General features: G+C 68.8%; 22 protein-coding genes. 9 read left to right on the top strand and 13 right to left on the bottom strand.

Features of this window, described 5'->3' with window-relative positions; all coding sequences use genetic code 11:
* Window positions 1–24: 24 nt before the first annotated feature.
* Window positions 25–1,182 (bottom strand): DNA-processing protein DprA, encoded by a 1,158-nt coding sequence (gene dprA / locus AC3ANK_RS01025; RefSeq protein WP_206862491.1) that lies wholly within the window; start codon window positions 1,180–1,182, stop codon window positions 25–27.
* 81 nt (window positions 1,183–1,263) lie between these two features.
* Window positions 1,264–2,412 carry a LysM peptidoglycan-binding domain-containing protein gene (locus AC3ANK_RS01030; RefSeq protein WP_206862593.1) on the bottom strand — a complete coding sequence of 383 codons (1,149 nt, stop codon included), beginning with the start codon at window positions 2,410–2,412 and terminating at the stop codon, window positions 1,264–1,266.
* A 212-nt stretch (window positions 2,413–2,624) separates the two neighbouring features.
* Between AC3ANK_RS01030 and def the strand changes: the two genes are divergently transcribed.
* The 4 genes from def to AC3ANK_RS01050 all read left to right on the top strand — a co-directional run bounded on the left by def (window position 2,625) and on the right by AC3ANK_RS01050 (window position 7,259).
* Window positions 2,625–3,140 (top strand): peptide deformylase, encoded by a 516-nt coding sequence (gene def / locus AC3ANK_RS01035; protein WP_206862490.1) that lies wholly within the window; start codon window positions 2,625–2,627, stop codon window positions 3,138–3,140.
* 113 nt (window positions 3,141–3,253) lie between these two features.
* Window positions 3,254–4,177, top strand: a complete 924-nt coding sequence (gene fmt / locus AC3ANK_RS01040) for a methionyl-tRNA formyltransferase (protein WP_206862489.1) — start codon at window positions 3,254–3,256, stop codon at window positions 4,175–4,177.
* Window positions 4,174–5,493: a 16S rRNA (cytosine(967)-C(5))-methyltransferase RsmB gene (gene rsmB, locus AC3ANK_RS01045; protein ID WP_484171878.1), complete on the top strand. Its 1,320-nt coding sequence runs from the start codon at window positions 4,174–4,176 to the stop codon at window positions 5,491–5,493. The genes fmt and rsmB overlap by 4 nt, the downstream gene beginning before the upstream one ends.
* A gap of 92 nt (window positions 5,494–5,585) precedes the next feature.
* Complete coding sequence (locus AC3ANK_RS01050; RefSeq protein WP_484171879.1) at window positions 5,586–7,259, top strand: ArnT family glycosyltransferase; 1,674 nt, start codon at window positions 5,586–5,588, stop codon at window positions 7,257–7,259.
* A gap of 150 nt (window positions 7,260–7,409) precedes the next feature.
* Here AC3ANK_RS01050 and AC3ANK_RS01055 read toward each other — a convergent pair whose 3' ends face one another.
* Together AC3ANK_RS01055 and AC3ANK_RS01060 are read right to left on the bottom strand one after the other, a co-directional pair.
* Window positions 7,410–8,273, bottom strand: a complete 864-nt coding sequence (locus tag AC3ANK_RS01055) for a glycosyltransferase family 2 protein (RefSeq protein ID WP_206862486.1) — start codon at window positions 8,271–8,273, stop codon at window positions 7,410–7,412.
* Window positions 8,270–9,037, bottom strand: coding sequence for a glycosyltransferase family 2 protein (locus AC3ANK_RS01060; RefSeq protein WP_242525356.1), 768 nt, complete (start codon window positions 9,035–9,037; stop codon window positions 8,270–8,272). The genes AC3ANK_RS01055 and AC3ANK_RS01060 overlap by 4 nt, the downstream gene beginning before the upstream one ends.
* Window positions 9,038–9,104: 67 nt before the next feature.
* Here AC3ANK_RS01060 and AC3ANK_RS01065 point away from each other — a divergent pair, with 67 nt between their 5' ends.
* Window positions 9,105–10,163: a CDP-glycerol glycerophosphotransferase family protein gene (locus tag AC3ANK_RS01065; RefSeq protein ID WP_484171880.1), complete on the top strand. Its 1,059-nt coding sequence runs from the start codon at window positions 9,105–9,107 to the stop codon at window positions 10,161–10,163.
* Between the two features lie 4 nt (window positions 10,164–10,167).
* On the opposite strand, the gene AC3ANK_RS01070 is transcribed toward AC3ANK_RS01065, so the two are convergent.
* The 3 genes from AC3ANK_RS01070 to AC3ANK_RS01080 are packed head-to-tail and all read right to left on the bottom strand — an operon-like array spanning window position 10,168 to window position 13,116.
* Window positions 10,168–11,670: a PH domain-containing protein gene (locus AC3ANK_RS01070; protein WP_484171881.1), complete on the bottom strand. Its 1,503-nt coding sequence runs from the start codon at window positions 11,668–11,670 to the stop codon at window positions 10,168–10,170.
* Window positions 11,657–12,151: a PH domain-containing protein gene (locus AC3ANK_RS01075; protein WP_242525344.1), complete on the bottom strand. Its 495-nt coding sequence runs from the start codon at window positions 12,149–12,151 to the stop codon at window positions 11,657–11,659. Before AC3ANK_RS01075 ends, AC3ANK_RS01070 begins: the two co-directional genes overlap by 14 nt.
* A gap of 35 nt (window positions 12,152–12,186) precedes the next feature.
* Window positions 12,187–13,116 carry a lauroyl acyltransferase gene (locus AC3ANK_RS01080; RefSeq protein ID WP_484171882.1) on the bottom strand — a complete coding sequence of 310 codons (930 nt, stop codon included), beginning with the start codon at window positions 13,114–13,116 and terminating at the stop codon, window positions 12,187–12,189.
* Between the two features lie 99 nt (window positions 13,117–13,215).
* Here AC3ANK_RS01080 and dtd point away from each other — a divergent pair, with 99 nt between their 5' ends.
* Both dtd and rpoD read left to right on the top strand, forming a co-directional pair.
* Entirely contained in the window at window positions 13,216–13,656 is a 441-nt protein-coding gene (dtd, locus tag AC3ANK_RS01085; protein WP_206862481.1) for a D-aminoacyl-tRNA deacylase, read from the top strand.
* 75 nt (window positions 13,657–13,731) lie between these two features.
* Window positions 13,732–15,591, top strand: a complete 1,860-nt coding sequence (rpoD, locus tag AC3ANK_RS01090) for an RNA polymerase sigma factor RpoD (RefSeq protein ID WP_206862480.1) — start codon at window positions 13,732–13,734, stop codon at window positions 15,589–15,591.
* A gap of 222 nt (window positions 15,592–15,813) precedes the next feature.
* On the opposite strand, the gene AC3ANK_RS01095 is transcribed toward rpoD, so the two are convergent.
* Window positions 15,814–16,200 (bottom strand): nuclear transport factor 2 family protein, encoded by a 387-nt coding sequence (locus tag AC3ANK_RS01095; protein WP_206862479.1) that lies wholly within the window; start codon window positions 16,198–16,200, stop codon window positions 15,814–15,816.
* 122 nt (window positions 16,201–16,322) lie between these two features.
* Between AC3ANK_RS01095 and AC3ANK_RS01100 the strand changes: the two genes are divergently transcribed.
* Window positions 16,323–16,790, top strand: coding sequence for a hypothetical protein (locus tag AC3ANK_RS01100; protein WP_206862478.1), 468 nt, complete (start codon window positions 16,323–16,325; stop codon window positions 16,788–16,790).
* Between the two features lie 3 nt (window positions 16,791–16,793).
* On the opposite strand, the gene AC3ANK_RS01105 is transcribed toward AC3ANK_RS01100, so the two are convergent.
* Genes AC3ANK_RS01105 through AC3ANK_RS01125 form a run of 5 tightly spaced genes read right to left on the bottom strand, consistent with a single transcriptional unit; the run spans window position 16,794 to window position 22,714 of the window.
* The gene (locus AC3ANK_RS01105) at window positions 16,794–18,170 is read right to left on the bottom strand and encodes a glycoside hydrolase family 47 protein (protein WP_484171883.1); all 1,377 of its coding nucleotides are present in this window, start codon (window positions 18,168–18,170) and stop codon (window positions 16,794–16,796) included.
* On the bottom strand, window positions 18,170–19,402 hold the full coding sequence (locus AC3ANK_RS01110) for an AGE family epimerase/isomerase (protein ID WP_484171884.1): 1,233 nt from the start codon (window positions 19,400–19,402) through the stop codon (window positions 18,170–18,172). Before AC3ANK_RS01110 ends, AC3ANK_RS01105 begins: the two co-directional genes overlap by 1 nt.
* On the bottom strand, window positions 19,399–20,394 hold the full coding sequence (locus AC3ANK_RS01115; protein WP_484171885.1) for a carbohydrate kinase family protein: 996 nt from the start codon (window positions 20,392–20,394) through the stop codon (window positions 19,399–19,401). Before AC3ANK_RS01115 ends, AC3ANK_RS01110 begins: the two co-directional genes overlap by 4 nt.
* Entirely contained in the window at window positions 20,391–21,677 is a 1,287-nt protein-coding gene (locus AC3ANK_RS01120) for a sugar MFS transporter (protein WP_484171886.1), read from the bottom strand. The genes AC3ANK_RS01115 and AC3ANK_RS01120 overlap by 4 nt, the downstream gene beginning before the upstream one ends.
* Window positions 21,674–22,714 carry a LacI family DNA-binding transcriptional regulator gene (locus AC3ANK_RS01125; protein WP_484171887.1) on the bottom strand — a complete coding sequence of 347 codons (1,041 nt, stop codon included), beginning with the start codon at window positions 22,712–22,714 and terminating at the stop codon, window positions 21,674–21,676. Before AC3ANK_RS01125 ends, AC3ANK_RS01120 begins: the two co-directional genes overlap by 4 nt.
* A gap of 155 nt (window positions 22,715–22,869) precedes the next feature.
* Here AC3ANK_RS01125 and AC3ANK_RS01130 point away from each other — a divergent pair, with 155 nt between their 5' ends.
* On the top strand, window positions 22,870–25,227 hold the full coding sequence (locus AC3ANK_RS01130) for a GH92 family glycosyl hydrolase (protein ID WP_484171888.1): 2,358 nt from the start codon (window positions 22,870–22,872) through the stop codon (window positions 25,225–25,227).
* The last annotated feature ends 74 nt before the right edge of the window (window positions 25,228–25,301 follow it).

Raw genomic sequence — 25,301 nt, forward strand, 5'->3', positions numbered from 1 at the left:
CCGGGATTCCCTGAACGGGAGCCGTCAGCGACTGCGGAAATACCGGCCGTGTTGCGAAAAAACACGGCCATCAAGCTCCATGAGCAGCAGCATGGAGGACACTGCCGCGGCCGTCAATCCGGTCCGCTGCACCAGCTGATCCATAGCGGTTGGGTCATGGCCCAGGGCGTTCCACAACTTCTGGTAGTCGGGGTCGTGAATCGTCTGACCGTCGCCGGCATCCGCCCCGGGCGCCTGAGGGGGCTGGATGGGGGCGCCGAGCTCCCGGCGCAAGTCCTGGGCGAGCGCGGAGATCTGCGGCGCCAGGGCGTCGATCGCATCCTGCGCCGAGACGACCAGGGTGGCGCCGTCGCGGATCAGCCGGTGGCAGCCGCGCGCGAGCGGGTTGTGGATCGACCCTGGCACGGCGAACACGTCGCGTCCGGCTTCGGCGGCCAGCCGGGCGGTGATCAGCGCCCCCGAGCGCTCGGCCGCCTCGATCACCACCGTCGCGACCGACAGCCCCGCCAGGATCCGGTTGCGTGCAGGGAAGTGGAACGGCACCGGTCGGGTGCCGGGGAGGTACTCGCTGACGATCGCGCCGGTCTCCGCGATGCGCGCGTGCAGGCCGGTGTTCGCGCGCGGGTAGGGCACGTCGGGGCCGGTGCCCAGGATCGCGACGGTGCGCCCGCCGACGTCGAGCGTCGCCTGGTGCGCGGCGGTGTCGATGCCGGCGGCCATGCCGCTCGCGACGACCAGTCCGGACGCCGCGAACGCGCGGGCGAAGTCGCGCGCGTTGTCGCGTCCGCCCGGCGTCGGGCCGCGACTGCCGACCACTGCGATCGACGGCCGCCATAACAACGCCGGGTCGCCCGCGACGAACAGCGCCAGCGGCGGGTTCGGCGACCTGCGCAGCAGCGGCGGGTAATCGGATTGATGCCAGCCGATGAGGCTGCAGCCGGGCGCCTGCAGCCACGCCAACGCCGCCGGCGTTGCGATGGCGGCCGAAAGCGCGGAGACGTGTTCGTCCGTCCACCCGGCGTCGCGCCAGCCGGCGGGACCGGCGGCGACCGCCTCCCGCGCGCCGCCGAACCGTTCGATCAGCGCACAGCGCGCGGCGGTGGAGCCGCCGGCGGCGATCAGACGCAACAGGGCGAGCGCTTCCGCGTGGTCGTCGGTATCGGGTGGGGGCGGGCCGGTCATGCGACCAGCATCGCCCGCAAACGACGACGGCGCCGTCAGGCGCCGTCGCGTGGTTCGATCAGGAAACTCCCGGACGCGATGTCAGTTCGTTGCGTCGGGATGCTTCAGACGATAGCCCAGGTGGGTCGGACGGATGCCGTCCATCACCAGCGCGTAGCTGACCTTGTCGAAGGTGCGGAACACCATGACGTGGCTGGCGAACTCGTCCGGCATCTTCACCTTCTCGCCGCGGCTGTGCGCGTCGGGGCTGCGGTCGATGCCCGCGCGGACGCGGTCGACCTCGATGCTGCCCTGGCGCCACACCGAGAACACGGTGCCGTTGTCCACGCCGTCCGCCGCGCCGACGGAGAGCGCGACCACGTCGCGCGTGCCGCCGCTGCTGACCATGTCGGCCACGGCGATGACGCGGGCCTTCTCCACCGCCGGCTCCTGCGCCGGGGCGTGCGGCATGAACTGCAGGTCGTAGGCCTGCGCCTCGACCGGGATCAGGCGGTCGCCGGCGCGTACTTCCTTGCCGTTGTCGTCGACCAGCACGGTGACGGCCTCGGCATCGCCGACGATGCCGCGGGTGACGGTGGCGGTGGCGACCTTGGCCAGCTCGTAGCCCAGGAACTCACCGCCGCCCGGCGGCAGCTGGTAGGCCCACAGGCTCTCGGTGCCCCAGTTGCGCTTGCCGCGGAAATCCAGCGTTTCGGCGCGACGACCCGACGGCTCGCAGCAGCGATCCGGATCCAGCGTCTGGAAGCGCTGGCTCGGGCGCACGACCATGTAGCGCTGGCCCGGCTCGGCACCATCCAGTCCCTTCACGTACACCAGCTGGTTGCCGGCGCTGCGCAGGCGATCCTCTTCCAGGCCGACGACATAGGGCAGGCTTTCGAATTCGTCCACCACGCGCAGGTCCTTCAGGAAGGACTCCACTTCCGACAGCGGGATGGCGTTGATCGGCGCTTCCTCGCGCGGGCCTTCCTGCACGGCGACGCGGTCGAGGTAGGCCAGCGACAGCACGTCGCCCGGGAAGATCAGGTGCGGGTTCTTGACCTGGGGATTGGCCTGCCAGATTTCGGGCCACAGCCACGGCTTCTTCAGGAAGCGCCCGGCGATGTCCCACAGGGTGTCGCCCTTCTTCACCACGTAGGTGTCCGGATGGCCGCCCGCGAGTTCCGCGGCGACGCCGTAGGTGGCGATCGTGAGCAGCGCAGCGGTCATCACCGTGCGCAACGGTTTAAGCATCAAGGCCATCTGGCAATTCCCCTTACCGCCCCTGAACGTACTGTTCCGGCCCCGCTGCCTCGGGCAGCTTCCCCAAAATACACGCCGTGAAGGCGGGGCACCGCGGCACTATAGCCCAGAAGAACCGCACGGTTGCAAGCGTCGGACCGCCATAACGGGGTTACAATCACGCTACTTCTTGCGGTTGTGACACACGCCCCCATTTCGACGCCATGGCCCTGCTTCCCATCCTCGAATTCCCCGATCCGCGCCTGCGCACCGTCGCCGCCAAGGTCGATCCCGCGCATATCGCCGACGCGCAGTTCCAGGCGCTGATCGACGACATGTTCGAGACCATGTACGAAGCGCCGGGCATCGGGCTGGCCGCCAGCCAGGTCGACGTGCACCAGCGTTTCATGGTCATCGACGTGAGCGAGGAGAAGGACCAGCCGATGGTCTTCATCAATCCGGAGATCGTCGCGCGCGATGGCGAGCAGGTGTACCAGGAAGGCTGCCTGTCGGTGCCGGGCATCTTCGCCGACGTCACCCGCGCCAACCGCATCACCGTGAAGTACCTCGACCGCACCGGCAAGGAATGCGAGCTGGACGTCGACGGCCTGCTGGCGGTGTGCATCCAGCACGAGATGGATCATCTGGCCGGCAAGCTGTTCGTCGATTACCTCTCGCCGCTCAAGCGCGAGATGGTGCGCAAGAAGCTCGCCAAGCAGCGCCGCCAGGCCGCGGCCTGAGCGATCGTCGCGCCGGCCGTCGCGCCGGCGCCACGCACGACACGAACGCGGGGTGACCCGCGTTCTTCGTTTTCCACGTGGCACGGCCACTTCGCAGGCACCGCACCGCGACCATGAGACTCGTTTTCGCCGGAACCCCCGATTTCGCCGTTCCCTGCCTGCGCGCCGCCGCGCAGAAGGGCGAAGTCGTCGCCGTCTACACGCAGCCAGATCGCCCCGCCGGCCGCGGTCGCGAACTCACGCCCTCGCCGGTGAAGCGCGAGGCGCTGCTGCGCGGCATCCCGGTGTTGCAGCCGGAGAACTTCAGGTCCGCCGCGTCGAAGGAGGCGCTGCGCGCGCTGCAGCCCGACCTGATGATCGTCGTCGCCTACGGCCTGATTCTGCCGCAGTCGGTGCTCGACATTCCCACGTACGGCTGCTGGAACGTGCACGCCTCGCTGCTGCCGCGCTGGCGCGGCGCGGCGCCGATCCAGCGCGCCATCGAAGCCGGCGACGCGCGCACCGGCGTGTGCCTGATGCAGATGGAAAAAGGCCTGGACACCGGCCCGGTGCTGCTCTCGCAGGCCATCGACATCGGCGAACAGGAAACCGGCGGGCAGCTGCACGACCGGCTGTCCGCGCTCGGTGCGCAGGTGCTGAGCGACGGCCTCGGGCTGCTGCGCGCCGACATCCATCCCGTTCCGCAGGTGCAGCCGGAAGACGGCGTCACCTACGCGCACAAGCTCGACAAGAGCGAGGCGCGGCTCGACTGGTCGCAGCCCGCGCATGCGCTGGCGAACAAGGTGCGCGCGTTCAATCCGTGGCCGATGGCCGAAGCCAGCGTCGCCGGCGAACGCCTGCGCCTGCACGGCGCGATCGCGCTGGACGAAGCGCATGGCGCCGAACCGGGCACGCTGCTGCGTGCCTCGCGCGACGGCCTGGATGTCGCCTGCGGTGCCGGCGTGCTGCGCATCCGCGTGCTCCAGCGCGAAGGCGGCAAGGCGATCACCGCCGCCGATTACCTCAACGGCCGCCGCGATCTGGTCGCCGACCGATGAAACCCGCCCCCCGCAAGCTGCCGCCCGGCGTGCAGACCCGCGTGATCGCCGCGCGCGTGCTCGACGCGGTGCTGCATCGCGGCCGTTCGCTCAAGGCCGAACTCGCGCAGGCGCTGCCGGCATTGCCCGATCCGCGCGACCGCGCGCTGGTGGAAGCGATCTGCTTCGCCGTGCTGCGCCAGCCCGCGCGCTTCGAAGCGGCGCTGTCGGCATGGATGAGCAAGCCACTGGGATACCGCGACGGCGAACTCAAGGCGCTGCTGTTCGCCGGGCTCGCGCAGCTGGATCCGCTGAAGTTGCCGGCGCACGCGGCGCTCGCGTCCACGGTCGATGCGGCGCGCGCGATCGGCCGCACGCACCAGGCCGGCATGGTCAACGCCCTGTTGCGACGCGCCCAGCGCGAAGGCATTGCGCAGATCGAGGCGCACGCGCACTGGCCGAAATGGCTTCGCGACCGCATCGCCGCCGACTGGCCGCAGGACGAAGCCGCGATCCTCGACGCCAGCGTCGCCGAGCCGCCGATGTGGCTGCGCGTCAACCGTCGTCGCACCACGCCCGCGCAGTACCTGCAACGCCTGCACGATGCCGGCATCGCCGCGCGGCTCGACGACGCCGCCGGCGATGCGGTGCGCCTCGACACGCCCGTCGCCGTCGCCGCATTGCCGGGCTTCGCCGAGGGCGAGGCGTCGGTGCAGGACGCTTCCGCGCAGCTGGTCGTCGACGCGCTCTCGCCCGCGGCCGGCGCGCGCGTGCTCGACGCCTGCGTCGCGCCCGGCGGCAAGGCCGCGCACGTGCTCGAACGCGATGCGACCGTGCGCCTGAGCGCCATCGACATCGACGCGCAGCGGCTCGATCGCGTGCGCGAGAACCTGTCGCGGCTGAAGCTCGGCGGCAGCATCCAGCTTGCCGCGGTCGATGCGGCGCAGACGGCGGCGTGGTGGGACGGCGTGCCGTTCGATGCGGTGCTGCTCGACGCGCCGTGTTCGGCGACGGGCATCGTGCGACGCCAACCGGACGTGCTGCAGCATCGGCGCGAGTCCGATCTCGATTCGCTCACCGCGACCCAGGCGCGCCTGCTCGATGCGCTGTGGACCACGGTCGCGCCCGGTGGCGTGCTGCTGTACGCGACGTGTTCGATCCTGAAGGCCGAGAACGAGGCGCAGGTCGAGGCGTTCCTCGCGCGCACCCCGGATGCCGTGGCCGAACCGCTGGACGAGCGCTTCGGCCGCGTCGCCGGTGCCGGGCGGCAGCGGCTGCCGGGCGAGGGCGGGTTCGACGGCTTCTACTACGCGCGGCTGCGCAAGCGGCCGGCGTAACGAACGCGCGACACCCGACGGCCTGGCGCACGGCCTGCGCCGCCCCGGATCGTTCCGACGTTACGACCACATCGCGCGGATAGAATCCGCGCATGCTGCCGACCACCGCCCGATCCCGCGACACCTGGCTGTTCTGGATCATCGCCCTGCTGGTGCTCGGCGCCGGCCTGGGCCTGCGCGATCCGTGGCCGGCCGACGAGCCGCGCTTCACCCTCGTCGCCAGGCAGATGGTCGAAAGCGACGACTGGCTGTTCCCGCATCGCGGGCACGAGCTGTATTCGGACAAGCCGCCGGTCTTCATGTGGTTGCAGGCGATCGCGTACACGATCTTCGGCAACTGGCGCGTGGCCTTCCTGCTGCCGTCGCTGCTCGCGGCGCTGGGCACGCTGTGGTGCGTGGTCGACCTGGGCTCGCGGTTGTGGACGCGTCGCGTCGGCACCTACGCCGGCTACGCGCTGCTGTTCGCGCTGCAGTTCACCTGGCAATCGAAGAAGGCGCAGATCGATCCGCTGGTGGTGTTCTGGATCACGCTCGGCAATTACGGCCTGCTGCGCCACGTGCTGCAGGTCGCGCGCAACCGCGGGCCGGACTGGCCGATGTGGATGCTCGGCTGGGCCGCGGCGGCGATGGGCGTCATCAGCAAGGGCGTGGGCATCCTCGCGTTGCTGATGCTGGTTCCGGCGGGCATCGCCTCGCTGCGCGGCTGGAACGTGAAGGTGCACGTGCGAAATCCGAAGTTCTGGCTCGGTCCGCTCGCCTTCGTGCTCGCCGCATGCGTGTGGCTGGTGCCGATGCTGATCGCCGCCATGGGCAACGCGGGGCCGGAGTACCGCGCCTACGTCGACGACATCCTCGTGCGCCAGACCGCGAAGCGTTACGGCGCCTCGTGGGATCACGGCCAGCCGGTGTGGTACTTCCTCGAAGTGATGGCGACGATGTGGCTGCCGACGGTGCTCGCGCTACCGTGGGCGATCCCCGCGTGGCGCCGCCGCCTGCGCCGGCGCGATCCGCGTTACCTGCTGCCGCTGGCATGGTGGGTGCTGGTGATCGTGTTCTTCAGCATTCCGGCCGGCAAGCGCGACATGTACATCCTGCCCGCGCTGCCGATGATGGCGCTGGCCCTCGGCCCGCTGCTGCCGGGACTGATGCGCAAGCGCGGCGTGCGCCGCACCGCGTTCGGCTTCACCGTCGTGTTCGCGATCGCGCTGCTGCTGGGCGGGCTGGCGACGTGGTTCGGCGATCCGGGCTTCGAGCGGCGGTTCGTCGAGGAACGTGGGCTCCAGCTCGAATCCGCCGCGTTGGCGATGTGCATCACCGCGATCGGCGTGTGGGGCGTGCTGTGCCTGCTGTGGGCCGGCCGGCGCCGTCCGTTCGCGGGGATGATCGCGCTGCTGTCCGGGCTGTGGGTGGCGTTCGGCCTGATGATCGCGCCGCTGCTCAACGATTCCTCGTCGGCGCGCGGCCTGATGACGGAGGTCGGTCGCCGCATCGGCCCGGATGCGGAGCTGGGCCTGGTCGCGTGGCGCGAGCAGAACCTGCTGATGGCCGATCGCCGCGTCGCGGAATTCGGCTTCAAGGTGGATTTCGACGAGCAGATGCGGCGCGGCCTGGCATGGCAGCGCGAGGCGCCGGCGACGCGCTGGCTGCTGGTGCAGGACGTGGCGCTGGCGGCGTGCATCGACGTATCGCTGACGCAGCATCTGGGGAATGCGAACCGTCGCGGGTGGACGCTGGTGCCGGGCGCTGCGACGGCAGGGTGCCGCTGACGAAGCGATCGCTCTTTAACCCGGGTAAGCGAAGCGCACCCGGGTGGGAGAGGCGACCGCGCCCCGGGTGCGCTTCGCTTACCCGGGCTACAACGGCAACCGCTGACCGAAGCGGCGGGCGGCCCGATTACCGGAAATCAGCAGGGAACGTCACACCCCACGCACACCCTCGCGCAAATCCGGCAACGGCTCGCGCGCGAACTCCGCCAGATGCCGATCCAGCCCCAGCGGACTGCGCACGCGCTTCGTCGCCTTCGTGTCGGCGAGCAGCGGGTCGTTCGGGCTCGCGCCCTCTTCGTGGCGTTCGCGGTGGTACAGGTGCGTGGCGAGGCCGCCGAAGCGCAGCATCCGCCGCATCAACCCATGGTGGAACGCGCGCACGGCCAGATCCTTGTCCTCGCGGCCCCAGCCTTCGAAGCGTTCGTCGAAGCCGTTCAACGCGACCAGATCGTCGCGCCACCACGCCTGGCTGCAACCCTTGATCGAACTGGTCTTCTGGTTGCGCGTCACCCGCAGCGACAACGCCGCCAGCGCGGGAATGCGCAGCGTGTGCCGGCGCCGCGTCAGGCCGCGGTCGAAGAAACCCAGTTGCTGGACCTCGCGCGAGAGCAGGCGGTCGCGACCGGTTTCGTCGGTGAGCACGCGCATGCCCTGTACGAAGCTGCCGCGTTGCGCGGCACGCATCTGGTCTTCGACGAATTTCGGATGCGGCACCATGTCGCCGTCGAGGATGAGCACGTAGTCGCCCGTCGTCGCGGCGATGGCGCGATTGCGCGCGAGCGCGAGGCGGAAACCCTTGTCCTCGATCCAGCTGTGCCGCAGCGGCACGGGGTAATCGCGCGCAAGGCGCTCGAGCATCGCGCGCGTGTCCTCGCGCGAGCCGTCGTCGGCGACGATCACCTCGTGCGGCAGCACGGTCTGGCGCGCCAGCGCTTCCAGCGCGAGTTCCAGCGCCTGCGGCCAGTTGTAGGTGGAGATGACGACGCTGACGCGTGGGTTCTTCGAGGTGTTCATGGCTTTGGATCGTTGATCGGACGGCCGTTCTGCAACAGCCACAACATGATGGTTTTCTGTCGCACGTAGTTCGCGCGAACGTAGGCGTAGACGAGGCCGTGCCAGCCGTCGAGGAAACCGCCACGCAGCAGGTATCCGCGCCAGAAACGCCACGCCGGCGAGAGGATCAGCCTGCCCAGCGTCGCGCGCTTTCCGCGCGCGAAGTCGTGCTCGGCCATCATCCGCGCGTAGCGCTGCGTCTTCTGCAACTGCGCTTCGAGCGAGCGGTACGGATGATGGACGAGGTCGCCGGCGAGCGTGCGCACGGGGCCGTCGACGCTGGCCGCCTCATGCACCTCGCGCTTGCCGCGCCAGCCACCGCGGCGGCGGTCGAACAGGCGTAGCACGCGATCGGGATACGCGTTGCCGTGGCGCAGGAACTTGCCGAAGTACTCGCTCAGCCGCGCGAAACGGTATCCCGCCGCGCCTTCGAAACCGCGCGCGCGTTCGGCTTCGATCGCGGTGCGCAGCGCGTCGCCGACGCGTTCGTCGGCGTCCAGGCACAGCACCCAGTCGTGCGCGGCCTGTTCGACGGCGAACTGCTTCTGGCTGCGGAAACCATCGAACGGACGCTGGATCACGCGTGCGCCCAGCTCCGCGGCGATCCGTGCGGTGGCGTCGGTGGAATGCGAATCGACCACGACCACCTCGTCGCAGAAGGCGAGCGAGGCGATGCAGTCGGCGATGCGGTCGGCTTCGTTGAACGCGATAATGCAGGCCGACAGGGGCGTGCCGCCGCCCGCGCGTGGCGCGGTCGCCGGTGAGCCCTGCAGCGATGGATCCGAGGAAGCGTTGATGGCCGACACCCTGTTGTTCGCGAGCGAGCGGTACGCGCTGCCCATCCTGCAACCGCTGGCGCAGGCGCTGCAAGCCGCGGGATACGGCGTTCACGCCTGGTTCGTCGACGGCGCCGCGGGAGCCGCGCTGCCGTCGCCGGTGCGCATGATAGGCCTGCGCGAGGCGGTCGCGCTGAAACCGGTCGCCGTGTTCAGCGCGGCGAACTGGGTGCCCACCTTCGTTTCCGGTGCGAAGGTCCAGCTCTTCCACGGCTTCAACGTGGAGAAGCGCTCCGACGAACGCGGGCATTTCCGCGTGCGCGGGCTGTTCGACCTGTACTGCACGCAGGGCCCGGCCACGACCGCGCCGTTCCAGGCCCTGGCCGCGCAGGCCGGCCATTTCGCCGTGGTCGAAACCGGCTGGCCCAAGCTCGATCCGCTGTTCCGCGACGACGCGGGCGCCGCCGCGGCGATGCGCGCGCCCGCTGGCGACCGGTCCGTGGTGATGTTCGCCTCGACCTTCACCGAACGCCTGAGCGCCGCGCCGCACCTGTTCGACGCCATCGCCGCGGAGGTCGCGCGTGGCGATCGTTACTGGCTGCTCACGCTGCACCCCAAGTGCGCGCCGGAGCTGTTCGAGCGTTACCGCGCGCTGGCCGGCCCGAACGCCGCGTTCTTCGAGACCGAACAGCTCGTCACCGCGCAGCGCGCCGCCGACGTGCTGCTGGCCGATACGACCTCCGTCGTGTCCGAGTTCGTCGTGCAGCGCAAGCCGGTGGTGACGTTCCGCAACCGCGCGCCGAAGCCGCACATGCTGGATTTCGACGATGCGGCGCGATTGCCGGAGATGCTCGCGCGCGCGTTCGCGCCGGACGATGCCCTGAAGACCGCGTTGGCGGCGTATGGCGATGCGATCCATCCGTATCGCGACGGGCATTCGTCCGAGCGCGTGATCGCGGCGACGCAATCGCTGCTGCGCGGCGATCTGGGCCGGCTGCGTCGCAAGCCGCTGTCGTCGTGGTTGCGCGGATGGCAGATCCGTCGCGAACTGGGCTACTGGGGCCCGGCCGGCTGAGGCTTCACCAGCGCAACGGCCGTCGCGCCAACGTGCGCGAGAGCGACGCGTAGAGCGCCAGCGCTTCATCGTAGGGCAGGAAACGCACGCGCAGCGGCGGCGAGAGCGCGCCGCTACCGGCGGTGTCCAGGTGCAGCGTCGCGGTGCCGCAGCGGCGATCCAGCGGCGAGCGCGTGAGTTGCAGCGCCTGCAGCTTGTCGAGTTCGGCGAAACGCCAGTGGCGCGTCCACCAGCCTTCGCGCACGGCGATCAGTTCCGGATTCGCCGCGTACGCCATGCGATGCGCGCGCCGATGTGCGACGAACGCCGCCCACGGCAGCCACGCCAGCACGAGCAGCCCCCACGCGCCGAAACGCCAGCTTGCGGCGATGGCGACGGCGGCGACGACCGGCAGCGTCGGCAGCACCAGCCGGCACCAGTTCGATGCCGGCAACGCGCGCCAGTCGAGCTGCGTCCAGCCGGCGCGCGGCAGCAGGTGTTCGATCAGCGCATCGCACGCGGCGGGCGTGGCGATCGGCGCGAGCTCGCGCAGGGCGCGCTGTTGCTGCTGCTCCTCGGCGACGGCGGTGTCGACGTCGAGGCTGCGGCGCTTGAGCAGGCGATGCAGCGTGCCTTCGCGCAGGGTCCACGCCTGGATGCGGCGGCGCGACGCACTGGTGCGCCATCGCGCCAGCAGGCCGCGTTCGACGGTGAGGCGGCGGCCGATCTCGCTCAGCCGGAAACCGTGGTACTGCAACAGCGCCAACAGGATCGAGAACGCGCGCAGCAGCGCGATGGCGAACACGACCACGGCGAGCGCGGACACGACGTACTGCATCGGGCCGAAATGGTGTTCGCCGGCGAAGCCGAACAGCCATTCGCCGACCGTGCGGAACACGTCGAGCACCGCGCGCTGGCTGATCTGCACGACCGCCGCGAACGCCGCGCCCACGACGATCAACCCGCGGTTCGATACCAGCCCCAGGCGGATCACTTCGCCCAGCGGCATGGCGAGCAGCGTGGCGGCTTCGGGCTCGCCCGCGACCGTCGCCGCCGCGCCGCGATCACGCACCAGCGCTTCCAGCGCCAGCGCGTCGTGGAGCTTGAGCACGCGCATCTGCGCTTCGGGCTTGCTGCCGCCCGCCGATTCCAGCCGCACCTCGGCCACGCCGAACACGCGGTGCAGCGCCGACTGTTGCAGCGCGACGTTGTGGATGCGCGCGAACGGGATCACGCGCAGGCTGCGTTCGAACAGGCCGCTGCGGATCACCAGCCGATCGCCCGCCACGCCGTAGCGATAGGTGAAGTACTGCCACAGCGAGAGCACGACCAGCACGGCGACGCCGATCAGCGGCCACAGCTCGTTGCGGTCGCCACGCCCGGCGAACACCAGCACGAGCAGCGGCAGGATGAACTGCTTCAGCTGCTGCAGCAGCACGAACAGCCACGACATCGGATGCAGTCGGCGTTCGGCGAGCGCGGCGACTTCCGGCGTGGTCTCGACGCCGCCGGGCTCAGGCGTCGTCATCGGCGTCGATCTGGCGCGCGAGCAGGTCGCGCAGGCGTTCGGCGTCGTCGGCGTCCAGGTGCGGCACGCTCACCGAACTGTGCCGCGTGCCGGCGGTGTGCACGATCAGTGTGGCCAGGTTCCGCTGGCGCTGCAGCGGTCCGCGCTTGATGTCCAGGTGCTGCACGCGCGTGGCGGGCACGCGCGTTTCGCGCTGCCATAGACGGCCGCGGCGAACCGCCAGGCCGTCTTCGTCGAGGCGCCAGAAGGTGTGGCGATGGTGCTTGAGGCCGATCCATGCGCCGAGCGCCGCGCCGGCCAGTCCGAGCACGGGTGGCGCGAACCACAGTCCCGATACCCCCGCGAGCACGAAGCCGCCGACCAGCCCCGGCATCGCCAGCGGCAGCATCGGCGTGAGCATGCTGGGCAGGCGCGCGCGGTCGGGCAGGGCGTGCCAGTCGGCGGGTTGGATCGCGGCGGCGGTCTCGTCGTGGTCGGCCATGGTGTCGTTCCGTCCTCGTTCGCGACGGCGCGCCGTCAGCGGTTCCAGTACGGGTTCTCTTCCCCCGAACCCGGCGGCCTGAGCGTATAGCGTTTGTAGGTCCACTGGTATTGCGCCGGATCGCGCCGGGCGATCGCTTCGACCGCCGCGTTGAGCGCGGCCACGGCGACCTTCGGATCCGGATCGGACATCGCCGTTGGCGCCGGCTGGAGATGCAGCGCGAAGCCGGGGTGATCGGCGTGCGTGTCGATGCGTTCGCACCACGCGAACAGCACGGTCGCACCGGTGCGCGAGGCGAGCCGGCCGATCAGCGTCATCGTCAGCGCCTGCACGCCGAAGAACGGGGCGAATTCGCCGTCGCCGGCCTTGGGCTGCTGGTCCGGCAGGATGCCGACCACGCCACCGTCGTTGAGGCGCTTGAACAGCTGGCGGATCGCCGGGCCTTCGGCGCGGACCTGGGTGACGCGCTCCTCATCGCCCCTCTCGTGGTCGGCGCGCACGAGGTTGAGGAAGTGCTCGACCACCGCAGATTCCGGCGGGCGATACAGGATCGCCAGCGGCGTACGCCATGCCAGCCACTGGTTCAGCAGTTCCCAGTTCCCGTGGTGGGGCGCAGCGATGATCACGCCACGGCCGGCGGCGATCGCCTCGTCCATCAGCGCGGTGCCGTGCTGCTCGCGCAGCAGGCGGAGGTTTTCCGGATGCGGCCGGGTCCACAGGCGGATGGTTTCCAGCACCTGGCGCGCGGTGGTGCGCAGGATCGCCGCGTGCAGCGTCGCGCGCTCGGCGGGGAGCAGGTCGGGGTAGGCGAGTTCAAGGTTGATCCGCGCGACGCGGCTCTCGCGCACGTCGCGCCAGCGCCACCACGCCGCCAGCGCATCGCCCAGGCGCAGCAGCACCGGCCAGGGCAGGCGACCGATCAGGGAAGCGACGAAGTACAGCAGGCGTGCGGCGAAGCGGGTCATCCATTCAGTCTAACGGCGCCTTCGCCTTCGCCGGCGCCGGTTGACCGGTCGCGTCGGGGCCGACAGCATCGGCGCTCCCTCCGTCATTCCCGGGACGCCATGCTCGCCCTGATCCAGCGCGTGACCGAAGCCAGCGTCCGGGTGGACGACGAGGTGGTGGGGGCGATCGGACCGGGGCTGCTCGCCCTGGTGGGTGTCGAACCCGGCGACGGCGAGGTGCAGATCGCGCGGATGGCCGACCGGCTGCTCGGATACCGTGTATTCGCCGACGAGGGAGGCCGAATGAACCTGGGCCTGGCCCAGACCGGCGGCGGCCTGCTGCTGGTCAGCCAGTTCACCCTGGCCGCGGACACCCGCAGCGGCATGCGTCCGGGCTTCAGCACGGCCGCCGCGCCGGAGGTCGCTGAACCGCTGTTCAGCAGGCTGGTCGGGATCTGCAGGCAAAAACACGCCGGGGGGGTGGAAACGGGGCGGTTCGGTGCCCATATGGTGATCAGCCTGGTCAACGACGGCCCGGTCACCTTCCTCCTGCGGTCCTGAAGGCCAATCCGACCGGTCCGGCCTGATATACTGGAACGTTCCCCATCCCTTCCCATCAGCGCGGTGGCGCAACCCATGGCCAACGAACGTCAGCCCCCCTCCTCCGACATCAAGCAGTTGATCAGCAAGGGCCTGGAGCAGGGCTACCTGACCTACGCCGAAGTCAACGACCACCTGCCCGACGACCTCGTCGACGCCGAGCAGATCGAAGACATCATCGGCATGATCAACGGCATGGGCATCGAGGTCCACGAAGTGGCCCCCGACGCCGAAACGCTGCTGCTCGCCGACGGCGGCACGGGCAACCGTGAAGTCGACGACACCGCCGCCGAAGAAGCCGCCGCCGCGCTGACCGCGCTCGACGGCGAAGGCGGTCGCACGACCGACCCGGTGCGCATGTACATGCGCGAGATGGGCACGGTCGAACTGCTCACCCGCGAGGGCGAGATCGCCATCGCCAAGCGCATCGAGGAAGGCCTCGGCCAGGTGCAGGCCTCGCTGGGCGTGTTCCCGGCGACGATCGCGTCGATCCTCGAGGACTACGAACAGCACAAGGCCGGCAAGAAGCGCCTGGCCGAGATCATCGTCGGCTTCAACGACCATCTGGACGAAACGCCCGAGCCGCCGGCACCGGTGGTCGCCGAAGCCGTGGACAGCGACGCCGAGGCCGACGAGGACGAGGACGACGTCGCCGACGGCGACACCGAGGAAGTGGCGACCGGTCCGGATCCGGTCGAAGTCGCCGCGCGCATGGAATCCCTGGCCGACAACTACCAGAAGTTCCTCAAGGCCTACGCCAAGCACGGCCCGGCGCACAAGTCGGTGCTGAAGCTGCGCGAGGACATGGCCGCGGTGTTCGTCACCTTCAAGCTGCCGCTGCCGCTGACCGACGTGCTGGTCAGGAACATGCGCGAGGTCGTCAACGGCATCAAGGACCACGAGCGCCGCATCCTCGACCTGTCCACGCGCGTCGCCAAGATGCCGCGCAAGGACTTCATCCGCGCCTGGGAAGGCAACCAGACCAACCTGGAATGGGTGGACGAGCTGCTCAAGCGCAAGCAGAAGTGGTCGTCGGGCCTGCGCGAGGTGAAGGACCAGATCATCGCCGAGCAGCAGGCGACGATGGAGATCGAGAAGGCCTCCTACCTGACCCTGGCCGACATCAAGGACATCTCCCGCCAGATGGCCTACGGCGAGGCGAAGGCGCGCAAGGCGAAGAAGGAGATGGTCGAGGCGAACCTGCGCCTGGTGATCTCCATCGCCAAGAAGTACACCAACCGCGGCCTGCAGTTCCTCGACCTGATCCAGGAAGGCAACATCGGCCTGATGAAGGCGGTGGACAAGTTCGAGTTCCGTCGCGGCTTCAAGTTCTCGACCTACGCCACGTGGTGGATCCGCCAGGCCATCACGCGTTCGATCGCCGACCAGGCGCGCACCATCCGTATCCCGGTGCACATGATCGAGACGATCAACAAGCTCAACCGCATCAGCCGCCAGATGCTGCAGCAGTACGGCCGCGAAGCGACTCCGGAAGAGCTGGCGAAGGAAATGGACATGCCGGAGGACAAGATCCGGAAGGTCATGAAGATCGCCAAGGAACCGATCTCGATGGAAACTCCGATCGGCGACGACGAGGATTCCCATCTGGGCGATTTCATCGAGGACACGAACATCGAGTCCCCGGTCGAGGCGACCACCAACATCAACCTGACCGAGACCGTGCGCGATGTCCTCGCAGGCCTCACGCCGCGCGAAGCCAAGGTGCTGCGCATGCGCTTCGGCATCGACATGAACACCGACCACACGCTGGAAGAGGTCGGCAAGCAGTTCGACGTCACGCGCGAGCGCATCCGCCAGATCGAGGCCAAGGCGCTGCGCAAGCTGCGTCACCCGAGCCGTTCGGAACAGCTGCGTTCGTTCCTCGACATCGACTGACGCGGCAACACCGCCGATGTGTCACCACGAAGCCCCGCTCAGCGGGGCTTCGTCGTTTTCGATGCGCGCTTTCCCGCGCCGCCAGGCCAGCAGATAGGACAGGGTCCGGTGCCGCGGTACTTGTGACCGCGGCTGCAGGTCTTCCAGCCATTGTTCGTGGAAGGCGTGGTCGACTTCGCGTTCATGGCGACCTCCGCGGGGCGGTCGGCCCGGCCCGCTGCGTTACGGCTTGTCGGTGTTGTAGAAAAACTGTTCGTGCGTGATCTTGCCGTCGCGCACCTGGTACACCGCGATCTCCTTCATCGCCACGCGGCCCATGTCCTTGTAGGTCGCGTCCAGTCCCATCGCGACACTGAACCAGCCATCGGCGATGACCGGGTCGCTCACGCTGCCGCCGTGCACCTCGACGAGGTTGTCGGCCCACTGCTTGCCCTTCTCGCGGATCGCCGCCATACCGCGCGCGATCGATTCCGCGTCCTGGCCGGTGCCTTCGATGCTGACGGCATCCTCGGCGTACAGCTCCTGCTGCGCCTGGTCGTACTGGCCGGTGCGGCAGAGTTCGACGAGGCGGTTGGCGACTGCGGCGATGTCGTTGGTCTTCGTGTCCATGCGAGGTTCCTTCGGTTGGGACGCCCAGCATGGGCGGGAGAGACTGACAGCGTGCTGTCAGCAGCATGCGCTGGCGGCAAGCTCGGATCCGGCCGCGGGGGCGGCCATGCATGGGGAATCCGATGGAAGACACGAATCCGTACCGCAGCCCGGCCACCGCGTCGGTGGCAGTCGCGGTGCCCGCGGCAGCCGCCCGGCTGTACCGGGTCTCGGGCATCGTGCTGGGCACGTTCATGGGTACGCCTCTGGCGACCGGGTGGCTGATGTCGCGCAACTACCGCGCGCTGGGCGATCACGCGCGTGCGCGCCAGGCACTGACCTACGGTGCGATTGCGTGCGCGCTCGTTCTCGCACTCGTATACGTCCTGCCCGAGAACGTGCCGGCGATGGTCTTCACGATCCCGCAGCTGCTGGTCGCCTCGCATATCGCGAAGCGTTTCCAGGGCGACCGCATCGCGGAGTACGAGGCGAGCGATCGCACCTACTCGAACTGGCGCGCCGTCGGCGTTGGGCTGCTGTGCTGCCTCGCCGTGCTGGTGGTGCTGGTGCCGATCGTCATCGCGCTCGCGCTGGCCGGTGTGATCGGGTGATCCTCACCACGTCCGCCGCAGCGGGTGCGCTTCGGTGGTCAGCACGACCTTCGCCGGGTCCAGCGTTTCCGGCGGCGCGAACAGCAGGTAGAAATACTTGAAGGTCTCGGCGAGGACGAAGCTCTCCATGTCGTCGTCCTTGTCCTTCGTGATCACGCTGTCGAGCGCCGCGAAGCCCGAATCGGTGCGCGTGTAGCGGACGAAATCGTCGAACATCTCTCGGCCCATCGCGCGGTACTTCGCATCGCCAGTGAGGCGGTGCAGGTACCACGCCGATTCGATGATCTCCGGGCGTAGCGGATACCCCGCCGACGTCACTTCGCCCTTGCGGTAGTCGTACGCCTCCGGCTCGATGCCCCACTTGCGCCACATCTTGAATGACGAATCCTGCAGGCGGCGCGCCTGCGCGACATCGCCCGACAGCGCCAGCAGGCCCGGCCAGAACGCATCGAGCGCGCCGTAGCGGCTGGCCACGCGTTCACCGCTGTCCATGTCGACGTGGCCCACCCACAGCGCGCCGTCGACTTCTTCCGGGTAATAGCGGTTGGCCGCGGCGATGCCCTCCTTCCACATCGCGTGGCAGTCCTCATCGCCGAACAGCGTCCAGCACTTCCACAGGTACTCGTAATACGAGTCGATGCGCGCACCGACGTGGCTGCGCTTGTTCGTCCACTCGCCCGTGGTGACGTCGAAACGCTCGCCGACCAGGCCGATCTTCGATCGACGTTCGTAGGTTTCCACGAGCGCGCGCTTGGCCTTCTCATAGAACACCGGATTGCCGGTGAGCTTGCTCAACGTGCCGTACTCGAGCAGCAGCGTGCCGGCCTCGGCGGGATTGCTTTCGTTGCCGTGCGCCTTGCCCGTGCGCAGGTTGACGTACACATAGGGTAGACCGGTGGGCGAATCGAACGCCGGCAGCAGGCGCGTGCCGAGGTCTTCGGCCAGGTCGAGCAGCCGTTTGTCGTTCGTCATCTGGTAGCTGGACAGCAAGCCACCGAGCAGCCGGATCACGACTTCGAAGTGCTTCACGTCCAGGTCGCGATCGAACGACAGCTTCGTCGCGATCAGTTCGCGCGCCTCGTCTGCCTCGCGATCCAGCCCCATCAGGATCATCGTGTCGAGCGCATCGACCGGCGTCATCAGCAGCGGTTCGCCATACCAGTCCGACGGCGTGTTGCTGAGCGGCTTGAGCGCGTCGTGGCCCCATGCGTACTCGCGATAGCCGCGCCACGCGTGCAGGAACTGCGCCCTCACTTCCTCCGCGCTGCGTGCGGCCCGCGCATCGGTGAAGGCGACAGGCGCGGTCGCGTGCGGGGACTCGGCCGCCACGTCGGGCGTGGACACCAGCAGCAGGGACAACAACGCAGCGTGCAGTCGCATCAGTGTTCTCCGCGGTTGCGCAAAACGGTGAGGACGTCGTAGCAGGCGCCCATGGTGTGGTAATCGGTCTTGCCGGCCGGACTCTTCTCGTCGCTGTACTTGCGATTGCGGCGATCGAGGATGCGATACCACGCGCCGTGTTCGTGATCGACGAAATGCGTCCACGAATACCCCCACAGCTGCTCGTACCATTGCCAGTAGCGTGCCTCGCCCGTCGCCTCGGCCAATCGCGCCGCCGCAGCCAGCGACTCGGCTTGCACCCAGAAGTACTTGTCGTCGTCGCACACGGCGAACTCAGGCCCCAGGCCAAAGCCGTAGCAGAGGCCACCGGACTCCGCGTCCCACGCGCGCTGCACGGCGACGTCGAACAGATGCCGCGCCGTCGCGATAGTCCAATCCGCCGGCATGCCGCGCTCGCGCAGATGGCAGTCGAGGATCACCAGCAACTTCGCCCACTCGGTCTGATGCCCCGGCTGGTAACCCCATGGCCGGAAGAGGTGTTTCGGATCGTCGCGGTGGTAATCCCAGTCGACGTTCCACTCGCGATCGTAGTGCTCCCACACGAGCCCCTCGGCCTTGGCCGCCTGGCGTCGCGTCATGTGGTCGGCGAGCACGAGCGCGCGATCGAGGAAGCGCGAATCCCGCGTCGCTTCATACGCCGCGAGCATCGCCTCGCACATGTGCATGTTCGCGTTCTGGCCGCGGTAGTCGGAGAAGGTCCATTGCGCATCGGCTTCGTCGCGATACAGCCCGGCGTCCGCATCCCAGAAGCGCGACTCCAGAAGGTTCCACGTCTCGTCGATCCACGGAAGAACCTCTTCGATGCCCGCCTTCAGCGCGGTCGAGTACGCGAGCAGCACGAACGCGACGCCATAGCAGTGATTCGTGCGGTCCTCGGCGATGCCGTCGCGGATCGTCCACGCGTAGCCGCCGGTGCGCGCATCGCGATGCACTTCGCGCAGATAGCGCAGCCCGTGGCGGGCGGCGTCGCGATACTCGGCATTGCCGAACTCGCGCGCCGCCATCGCGTAGTTGAAGACGAAGCGCGTGCTGCTCACGAGGTGGCGATGCGAGGCGTCGTAAACGCTGCCGTCGTCGCGGAAGTAGTGGAAGAAGCCGCCGGCCGGATCGATCGCGCGCGGGTGATAGAACGCCATCGTGTCGGCGATGTGCGCGCGCAGGAAGGATTCGCTGCGGAACTCGGGCGTGGCCGTCCCGGTCGGAGTCGTCATGGTTGGTCTCGCAGCAGTTGTTCGATGTCTTCGCGACGCGGCATCGCGGCGAAGGCGCCATGCTTCGTCGCCGCGAGTGCGCCCGCGGCGGCGGCGTGCCGCAATGCGTCGGCGATGGCGGTGGCATCGCCGAGCCAGTCGTCGAAGGTGTCGGCGCTCACGCCGCGCTGGACGAGCCGCAGCAGCAGGCCCGCGACGAACGCGTCGCCCGCGGCGGTCGTGTCCACCGCCGACACGCGGAACGCCGGCACTTCGCCCTGCGCATCGCGCGTATGCCAGCGGATTGGCTTGCCGCCGTCGGTGATGAGCACCAGCCGCGCATGCCCCTGCCACAGCCGTTGCAGCATCGCCTCGTGATGGCCGGCGCGACGGATCAGGAAATCCGCTTCGCTGCGGCACAGCTTGATCACATCGGCTTCCGCCAGCGCCTGCCACAGGCGCGGCGCCGGGTCGCTGCCTTCCGGCCACAGCGATGGCCGCAGGTTGAGGTCCATGCTCACCAGCGCGCCGTGCTCGCGCGCCAGCTGCATGCCGGCGACGGTGGTCTGCGCGATTTCCGGCTCCGTCAGGCTGTTGGAGCACACGTGCATCACGGCCGCGTCGACGAAGCATTCGCTGCGGTAGTGCTCCACGCGGAACAGCAGGTCGGCCGCAGGCGGACGATAGAAGCTGAAGCTGCGTTCGCCTTCCTCGTCGAGCGAAACGAACGCCAGTGCCGTGCGCGCCTGGCTGGTGTGCACCGCGAAGCGCGTGTCCACGTCGAACGCGCGCAGCTGCGACATCAGGAACTCGCCGAACATGTCCACGCCGAGCATGCCGACGAAGCGCGCATTGCCGCCCTGGCGCGCGACCGCCGCGCTGACGTTGGCCGGCGCGCCGCCGGCGAACTCGACGAAATGGCGCGGCTGCCCGGGCAATGCGGGCAGCGCGAGGAAGTCGATCAGCGCCTCGCCGAAGCAGACGATGGCGTCGCGTTTCACCGCGGCGATCATGGCTGCGCCACCGGGACCGCCACGGCGTCTGCATGCACGCGCCGCGCGCCACGGAATCCGTACCAGGCGACGAACGCATAGCACACCAGCGGCAGCACGAACGCCATCTGCACGCCGATGCGATCGGCCAGCACGCCCTGCAGCAGCGGCACCACCGCGCCGCCGACGATGGCCATCACCAGCAGGCTCGACGCCTTGCTCGTCAGCGGGCCGAGGCCGTCGATACCGAGCGTGAAGATGGTCGGGAACATGATCGAGTTGAACAGCCCGATCGCGACCACGCTCCACACGGCAGTGCGGCCCTCGCTGAGCATCGTCGTCGCGAGCAGCGCCATTGCCCCGATCGCGAAGAAGCCCAGCAGCACGCGCGGTTCGATTCGGCGGAGCAGGAACGAGCCGATGAAGCGTCCCGCCATCGCCAGGCCCCAGTACCACGCGACGTAACGCGTCGCGGTGGCTTCATCGAGCGCGCCGATGCGCGGATCGCTGATGTAGTTGATCAGGAAGCTGCCGATCGCCACTTCCGCGCCGACGTACACGAAGATGCCGACCACGCCGAAGCGCAGGTGACGATGGCGCAGTACCTCGCCGAACGTGTGGCGCTGATGGTCGGCGCGTTCGGTCGCTTCCGTCAGCGCGGGCAGGCGGAACAGCACCACCAGCAGCGCCAGCACGAACAGCCCCGCCGCGATGCCCAGGTACGGCAACTGCACCGATTCGGACTGGGCGACGCGATACGCCGTCTGCTGCGCTTCCGGCATCAAGACCAGATCCGCGCTGCCGATCACGGCGACGGAAAGAATCAGCGGCCCGATCAGCAATGGCGCGAGCGTGTGCCCGGCCGAGTTCAACGCCTGCGCCAGCGTCAGCCGGCTCGACGCCGTCTGCGCGTTGCCCAGCAGTGCGATGTACGGATTGGCCGACACCTGCAGCAGCGTGATGCCGCTGGCGAGCACGAACAGCGCGAACAGGAACAGCGGATACGACGGGATCTTCGCCGCCGGAAAGAACGTCAGCGCGCCCACGCCCGCCACGCACAGGCCAATCACGATGCTGCGCTTGTACCCGGCGATCGCGACCACTTTCCCCGCCGGAACCGACATCAGCAGGTACGTGCTGAAGAAGGTGAACTGGATCAGCATCGTCTGCGCGTAGTTCATCTCGAACACGGCCTTCAGGTGCGGGATCAGCACGTCGTTGAGGCTCGTCAGCGCGCCCCAGGTGAAGAAGATCATCGTGAGCACCGCGATCGCGGTGCCGTTGGACAGCGGTCGACCGCTCATGCGGCGTCTCCGGGCAGGGTGAACTGGCTGCTCGCGCGCGCATGCAGGCGCACGGGGGCGATGGTGGTGGTGGCGAGCGTCGACGGTTCGCGCAGGCGTCGCAGGATCAGCTCCGCCGCCTGCCGTCCGCGTGCGCGCGGATCGACCGCGACCGTCGTCAACGGCGGCGCGCTCACCGACGCTTCGGGAATGTCGTCGAATCCGGTGACGGCGAAGTCGTGTCCGGCGCGGCGGCCCCGCGTGGCAAGGCCTGCGATAAGGCCGAGCGCGACCGCGTCGTTGTAGCAGACCGCCGCCGTCGGCACGGGATCGCGCACGAACAACGCGCCCGTCTGCCGCGCCGCTTCCAGTCGCGTCGGCGCGCATTCGACGATCCACTGCGGCTCCGGCGTCACGCCTGCATCGGCGAGCGCGGCGCGCCAGCCTTCGCGTCGTTCGAAGCACGAACTGGAATCGCCATGTCCGCCGAAGAACGCGATGCGGCGATGCCCCTGCGAAAGCAGGTGCTGCGTAGCGAGGCGCGCGCCATGCGCGTTGTCGAGCGCGAGGTAATCCCACTCCTCGCCCAGCGTGCGGTTGAACACCAGCATCGGCGTGCGCGACGCGAGCAGCGGGCGCAATCGCGCCGCATCGCTGCCCTCGGCGGGCGAGAGGATGATGCCGGCCGGATCGTGTTCGAGCAGCGAGGTGAGCACCGCCTGCTGGCGTTCGCTGGATTCGCCCGTGCTGCCGAGCAGCGTCACGTAGCCGGCCGCGGCAAGCGCCTCGTCGACGCCCGCGGCGAATTCGGCGAAGAACGGATTCGACAGGTCGTTGATCACCAGCGCGATGGTCGAGGACACCTTGCGCCGCAGGTTCGCCGCACCGCGGTGATAGACGTAGCCCTGCCGCTTGAGTTCGGCTTCCACCCGCGCGCGCGTGTCGGCGTTGACCAGCGGGCTGCCGCGCAGCACCAGCGACACCGTCGCGCGGGACAGCTCGCAGGCCTGCGCGATGTCGGTCAGCGTCACGCGTCCGCGTGCGGCGGGGGCGCTCATGGGGCTCGGCTCCGGCATTTGGATCGTTCCAAATCGCGCATCCTGCTGGGCCGGGCGTCCGGACGCAATCTTGCGATGCAACATGAGATTTCCGCCGGCGTCGTGCTAGGGTCCGCCGTTTAGAACGATCCAAATTGATCCGAACAGGAGCGCCCATGTCCCGTCGTGCCCGTTCCCATTCCCTGCGCCTGGCCGGCGCGGCCCTCTGCCTGGCCGGCGGGCTGGCCGCCGCGGCGACGCCCGACGGCAGCGCGGGCGCGAAGGCCTTCGCCTCGGTGGACCCCTTCATCGGCACCGGCGGAGAAGGCCACACCTTCCCCGGCGCGACGGTCCCCTTCGGCATGGTGCAGCTGAGCCCCGACACGCAGATCAAATCGCGCAAGGAAGGCTATGGCTGGGCGGCGGGCTATCGGTATGACGACCACACCATCGTCGGTTTCTCGCACACGCACTTCTCCGGCACCGGCCATTCCGATCTCGGCGACGTGCTGGTGATGCCCATCGCCGGCGAGGTGAAGCTCGAACGCGGCGACGTCGACAAGCCCGGTAGCGGCTACACGTCGCGCTTCGATCACAAGGACGAGAAGGCCGAGCCCGGCTATTACGCCGTGACGCTGCAGGACTACGGCATCCGCGCCGAACTCACCGCGAGTCCGCGCGTCGGCGTGCATCGCTATCGCTTCCCGAAGGGCAAGCCCGCGCACGTGCTCGTCGATCTGCGCACGAGCATGTACGACTATCCAAGCAAGGTGCTGTGGTCGCGCATGCGGCTGCGTCCGGATGGCACGCTCACCGGTTTCCGCGAAACACGCGGCTGGGCGCCGGGGCGTCAGCTGTACTTCGCGATGCGATTCTCCAAACCTGTCAGCGGACATCAGTTCCACGACACCGAAGAGAATGTGGTCTACAAGGGCTTCCCGCCGCCTGGCGAGAAGGACCCGCGCCAGCGTGCGCAGATCGAAGGACGCCAGCTCGTCGGCGCGCTGGATTTCAAGGATGCGCAGGGCGAAACGATGGTCGTGAAGGTCGCCATCTCGCCAGTGAGCGAGGAGGGCGCGATCGCGAACCTCGACGCCGAAGTGCCCGGTTTCGACTTTGACGCCGTTCGCAGCGAGGCGAAGGCGCAGTGGACGCAGGCGCTCGGCGCGCTCGACGTCGATGCGCCCGAGCCGATGCGCCGCAGCGTCTACACCGCGCTGTACCACACGCTGATGGGGCCGTCGCTGTTCATGGATGCCGACGGTCGCTATCGCGGCCCCGACAACGCCGTGCATCAGGCGAAGGGCTTCACGAACTACTCGACGTTCTCGCTATGGGACACGTACCGCGCGTTGCATCCGCTGCTCACGCTGGTGCAGCCGGAGCAGCGCAACAGCGACTTCGTCAATTCGCTGCTCGCCTCGCACCGCCATAGCCCGTACGGCGTGCTGCCGGTGTGGTCGTTCCATGGCCTGGAAACGTGGTGCATGATCGGCTATCACGCGGTGCCGGTGATCAGCGATGCATACATGAAGGGCATTCGCGGATTCGACGCGAACGAGGCGCTCGACGCGATGGTCGCCAGCGCCAGTTACGGCCCGTACGACGGCATCGCGCAGTACATGCAGCTGGGCTACGTGCCGATCGACGAGGAAGGCGAAGCCGCGTCGAAAACGCTGGAATACGCATTCGACGACTGGACCATCGCGCGCATGGCCGACGCGATGGGCCGCAAGGACGTAGCATCGCAATTCGAAAAGCGCGCCGGGAACTGGAAGCACGCGTTCGACCCATCCACCGGTTTCATGCGCGCGCGCAAGCGCGACGGCAGTTTCCGCGAACCGTTCGATCCCAGCGCCAGCGGCTACGGCACCGACTACACCGAAGGCAACGCGTGGCAGTATTCGTGGTACGTGCCGCAGGACGTCGCGGGCCTCGCGAAGGCGCACGGCGGCGAAGACCAGCTGCTCGCGCGCCTGGACGCCGTGTTCGACGCGAAGGTCGATCCGAAGATCTTCGAACACATGGAAGACATCACCGGCCTCATCGGCTGGTACGCGCACGGCAACGAGCCGAGCCATCACGTCGCGTACCTGTATGCGTACGCCGGCCAGCCATGGCGCACGCAGGCGCGCCTGGGCCACATCATGAAGACGCAGTACGCGCCGCGTCCGGATGGCCTCGCCGGCAACGACGACCTCGGCCAGATGTCGGGGTGGTACGTGTTCACCGCGCTGGGTTTCTACCCGGTGGCGCCGGGCAGCAACGAGTACGTCATCGGCCGCCCGTTCCTGCCGCGCGCCACGCTGAACCTGCCCAACGGCAAGCGCTTCACCGTGATCGCCGACGGCCTGGACGACGCGCACCTCTACATCGGAAGCGCGACGCTCAACGGCAGACCGCTGGACCGTGCCTTCGTGCGTCACGAGGAACTCATGGCCGGCGGCGAGCTGCGCTTCACCATGCAGGCGCAGCCGAACAAGGCGTGGGCGACGGATCCGAAGCAGCGTCCGTACTCGATGTCCACACGATGAAGTCGCACGGGACTCGGCGCGACTCCGCCGCGTCATCGCGATCCGTGCTCCTGCCGCCCGGGTGAACGAAGCGC

This window comes from Lysobacter sp. SCRH-1R (genome assembly GCF_057747855.1).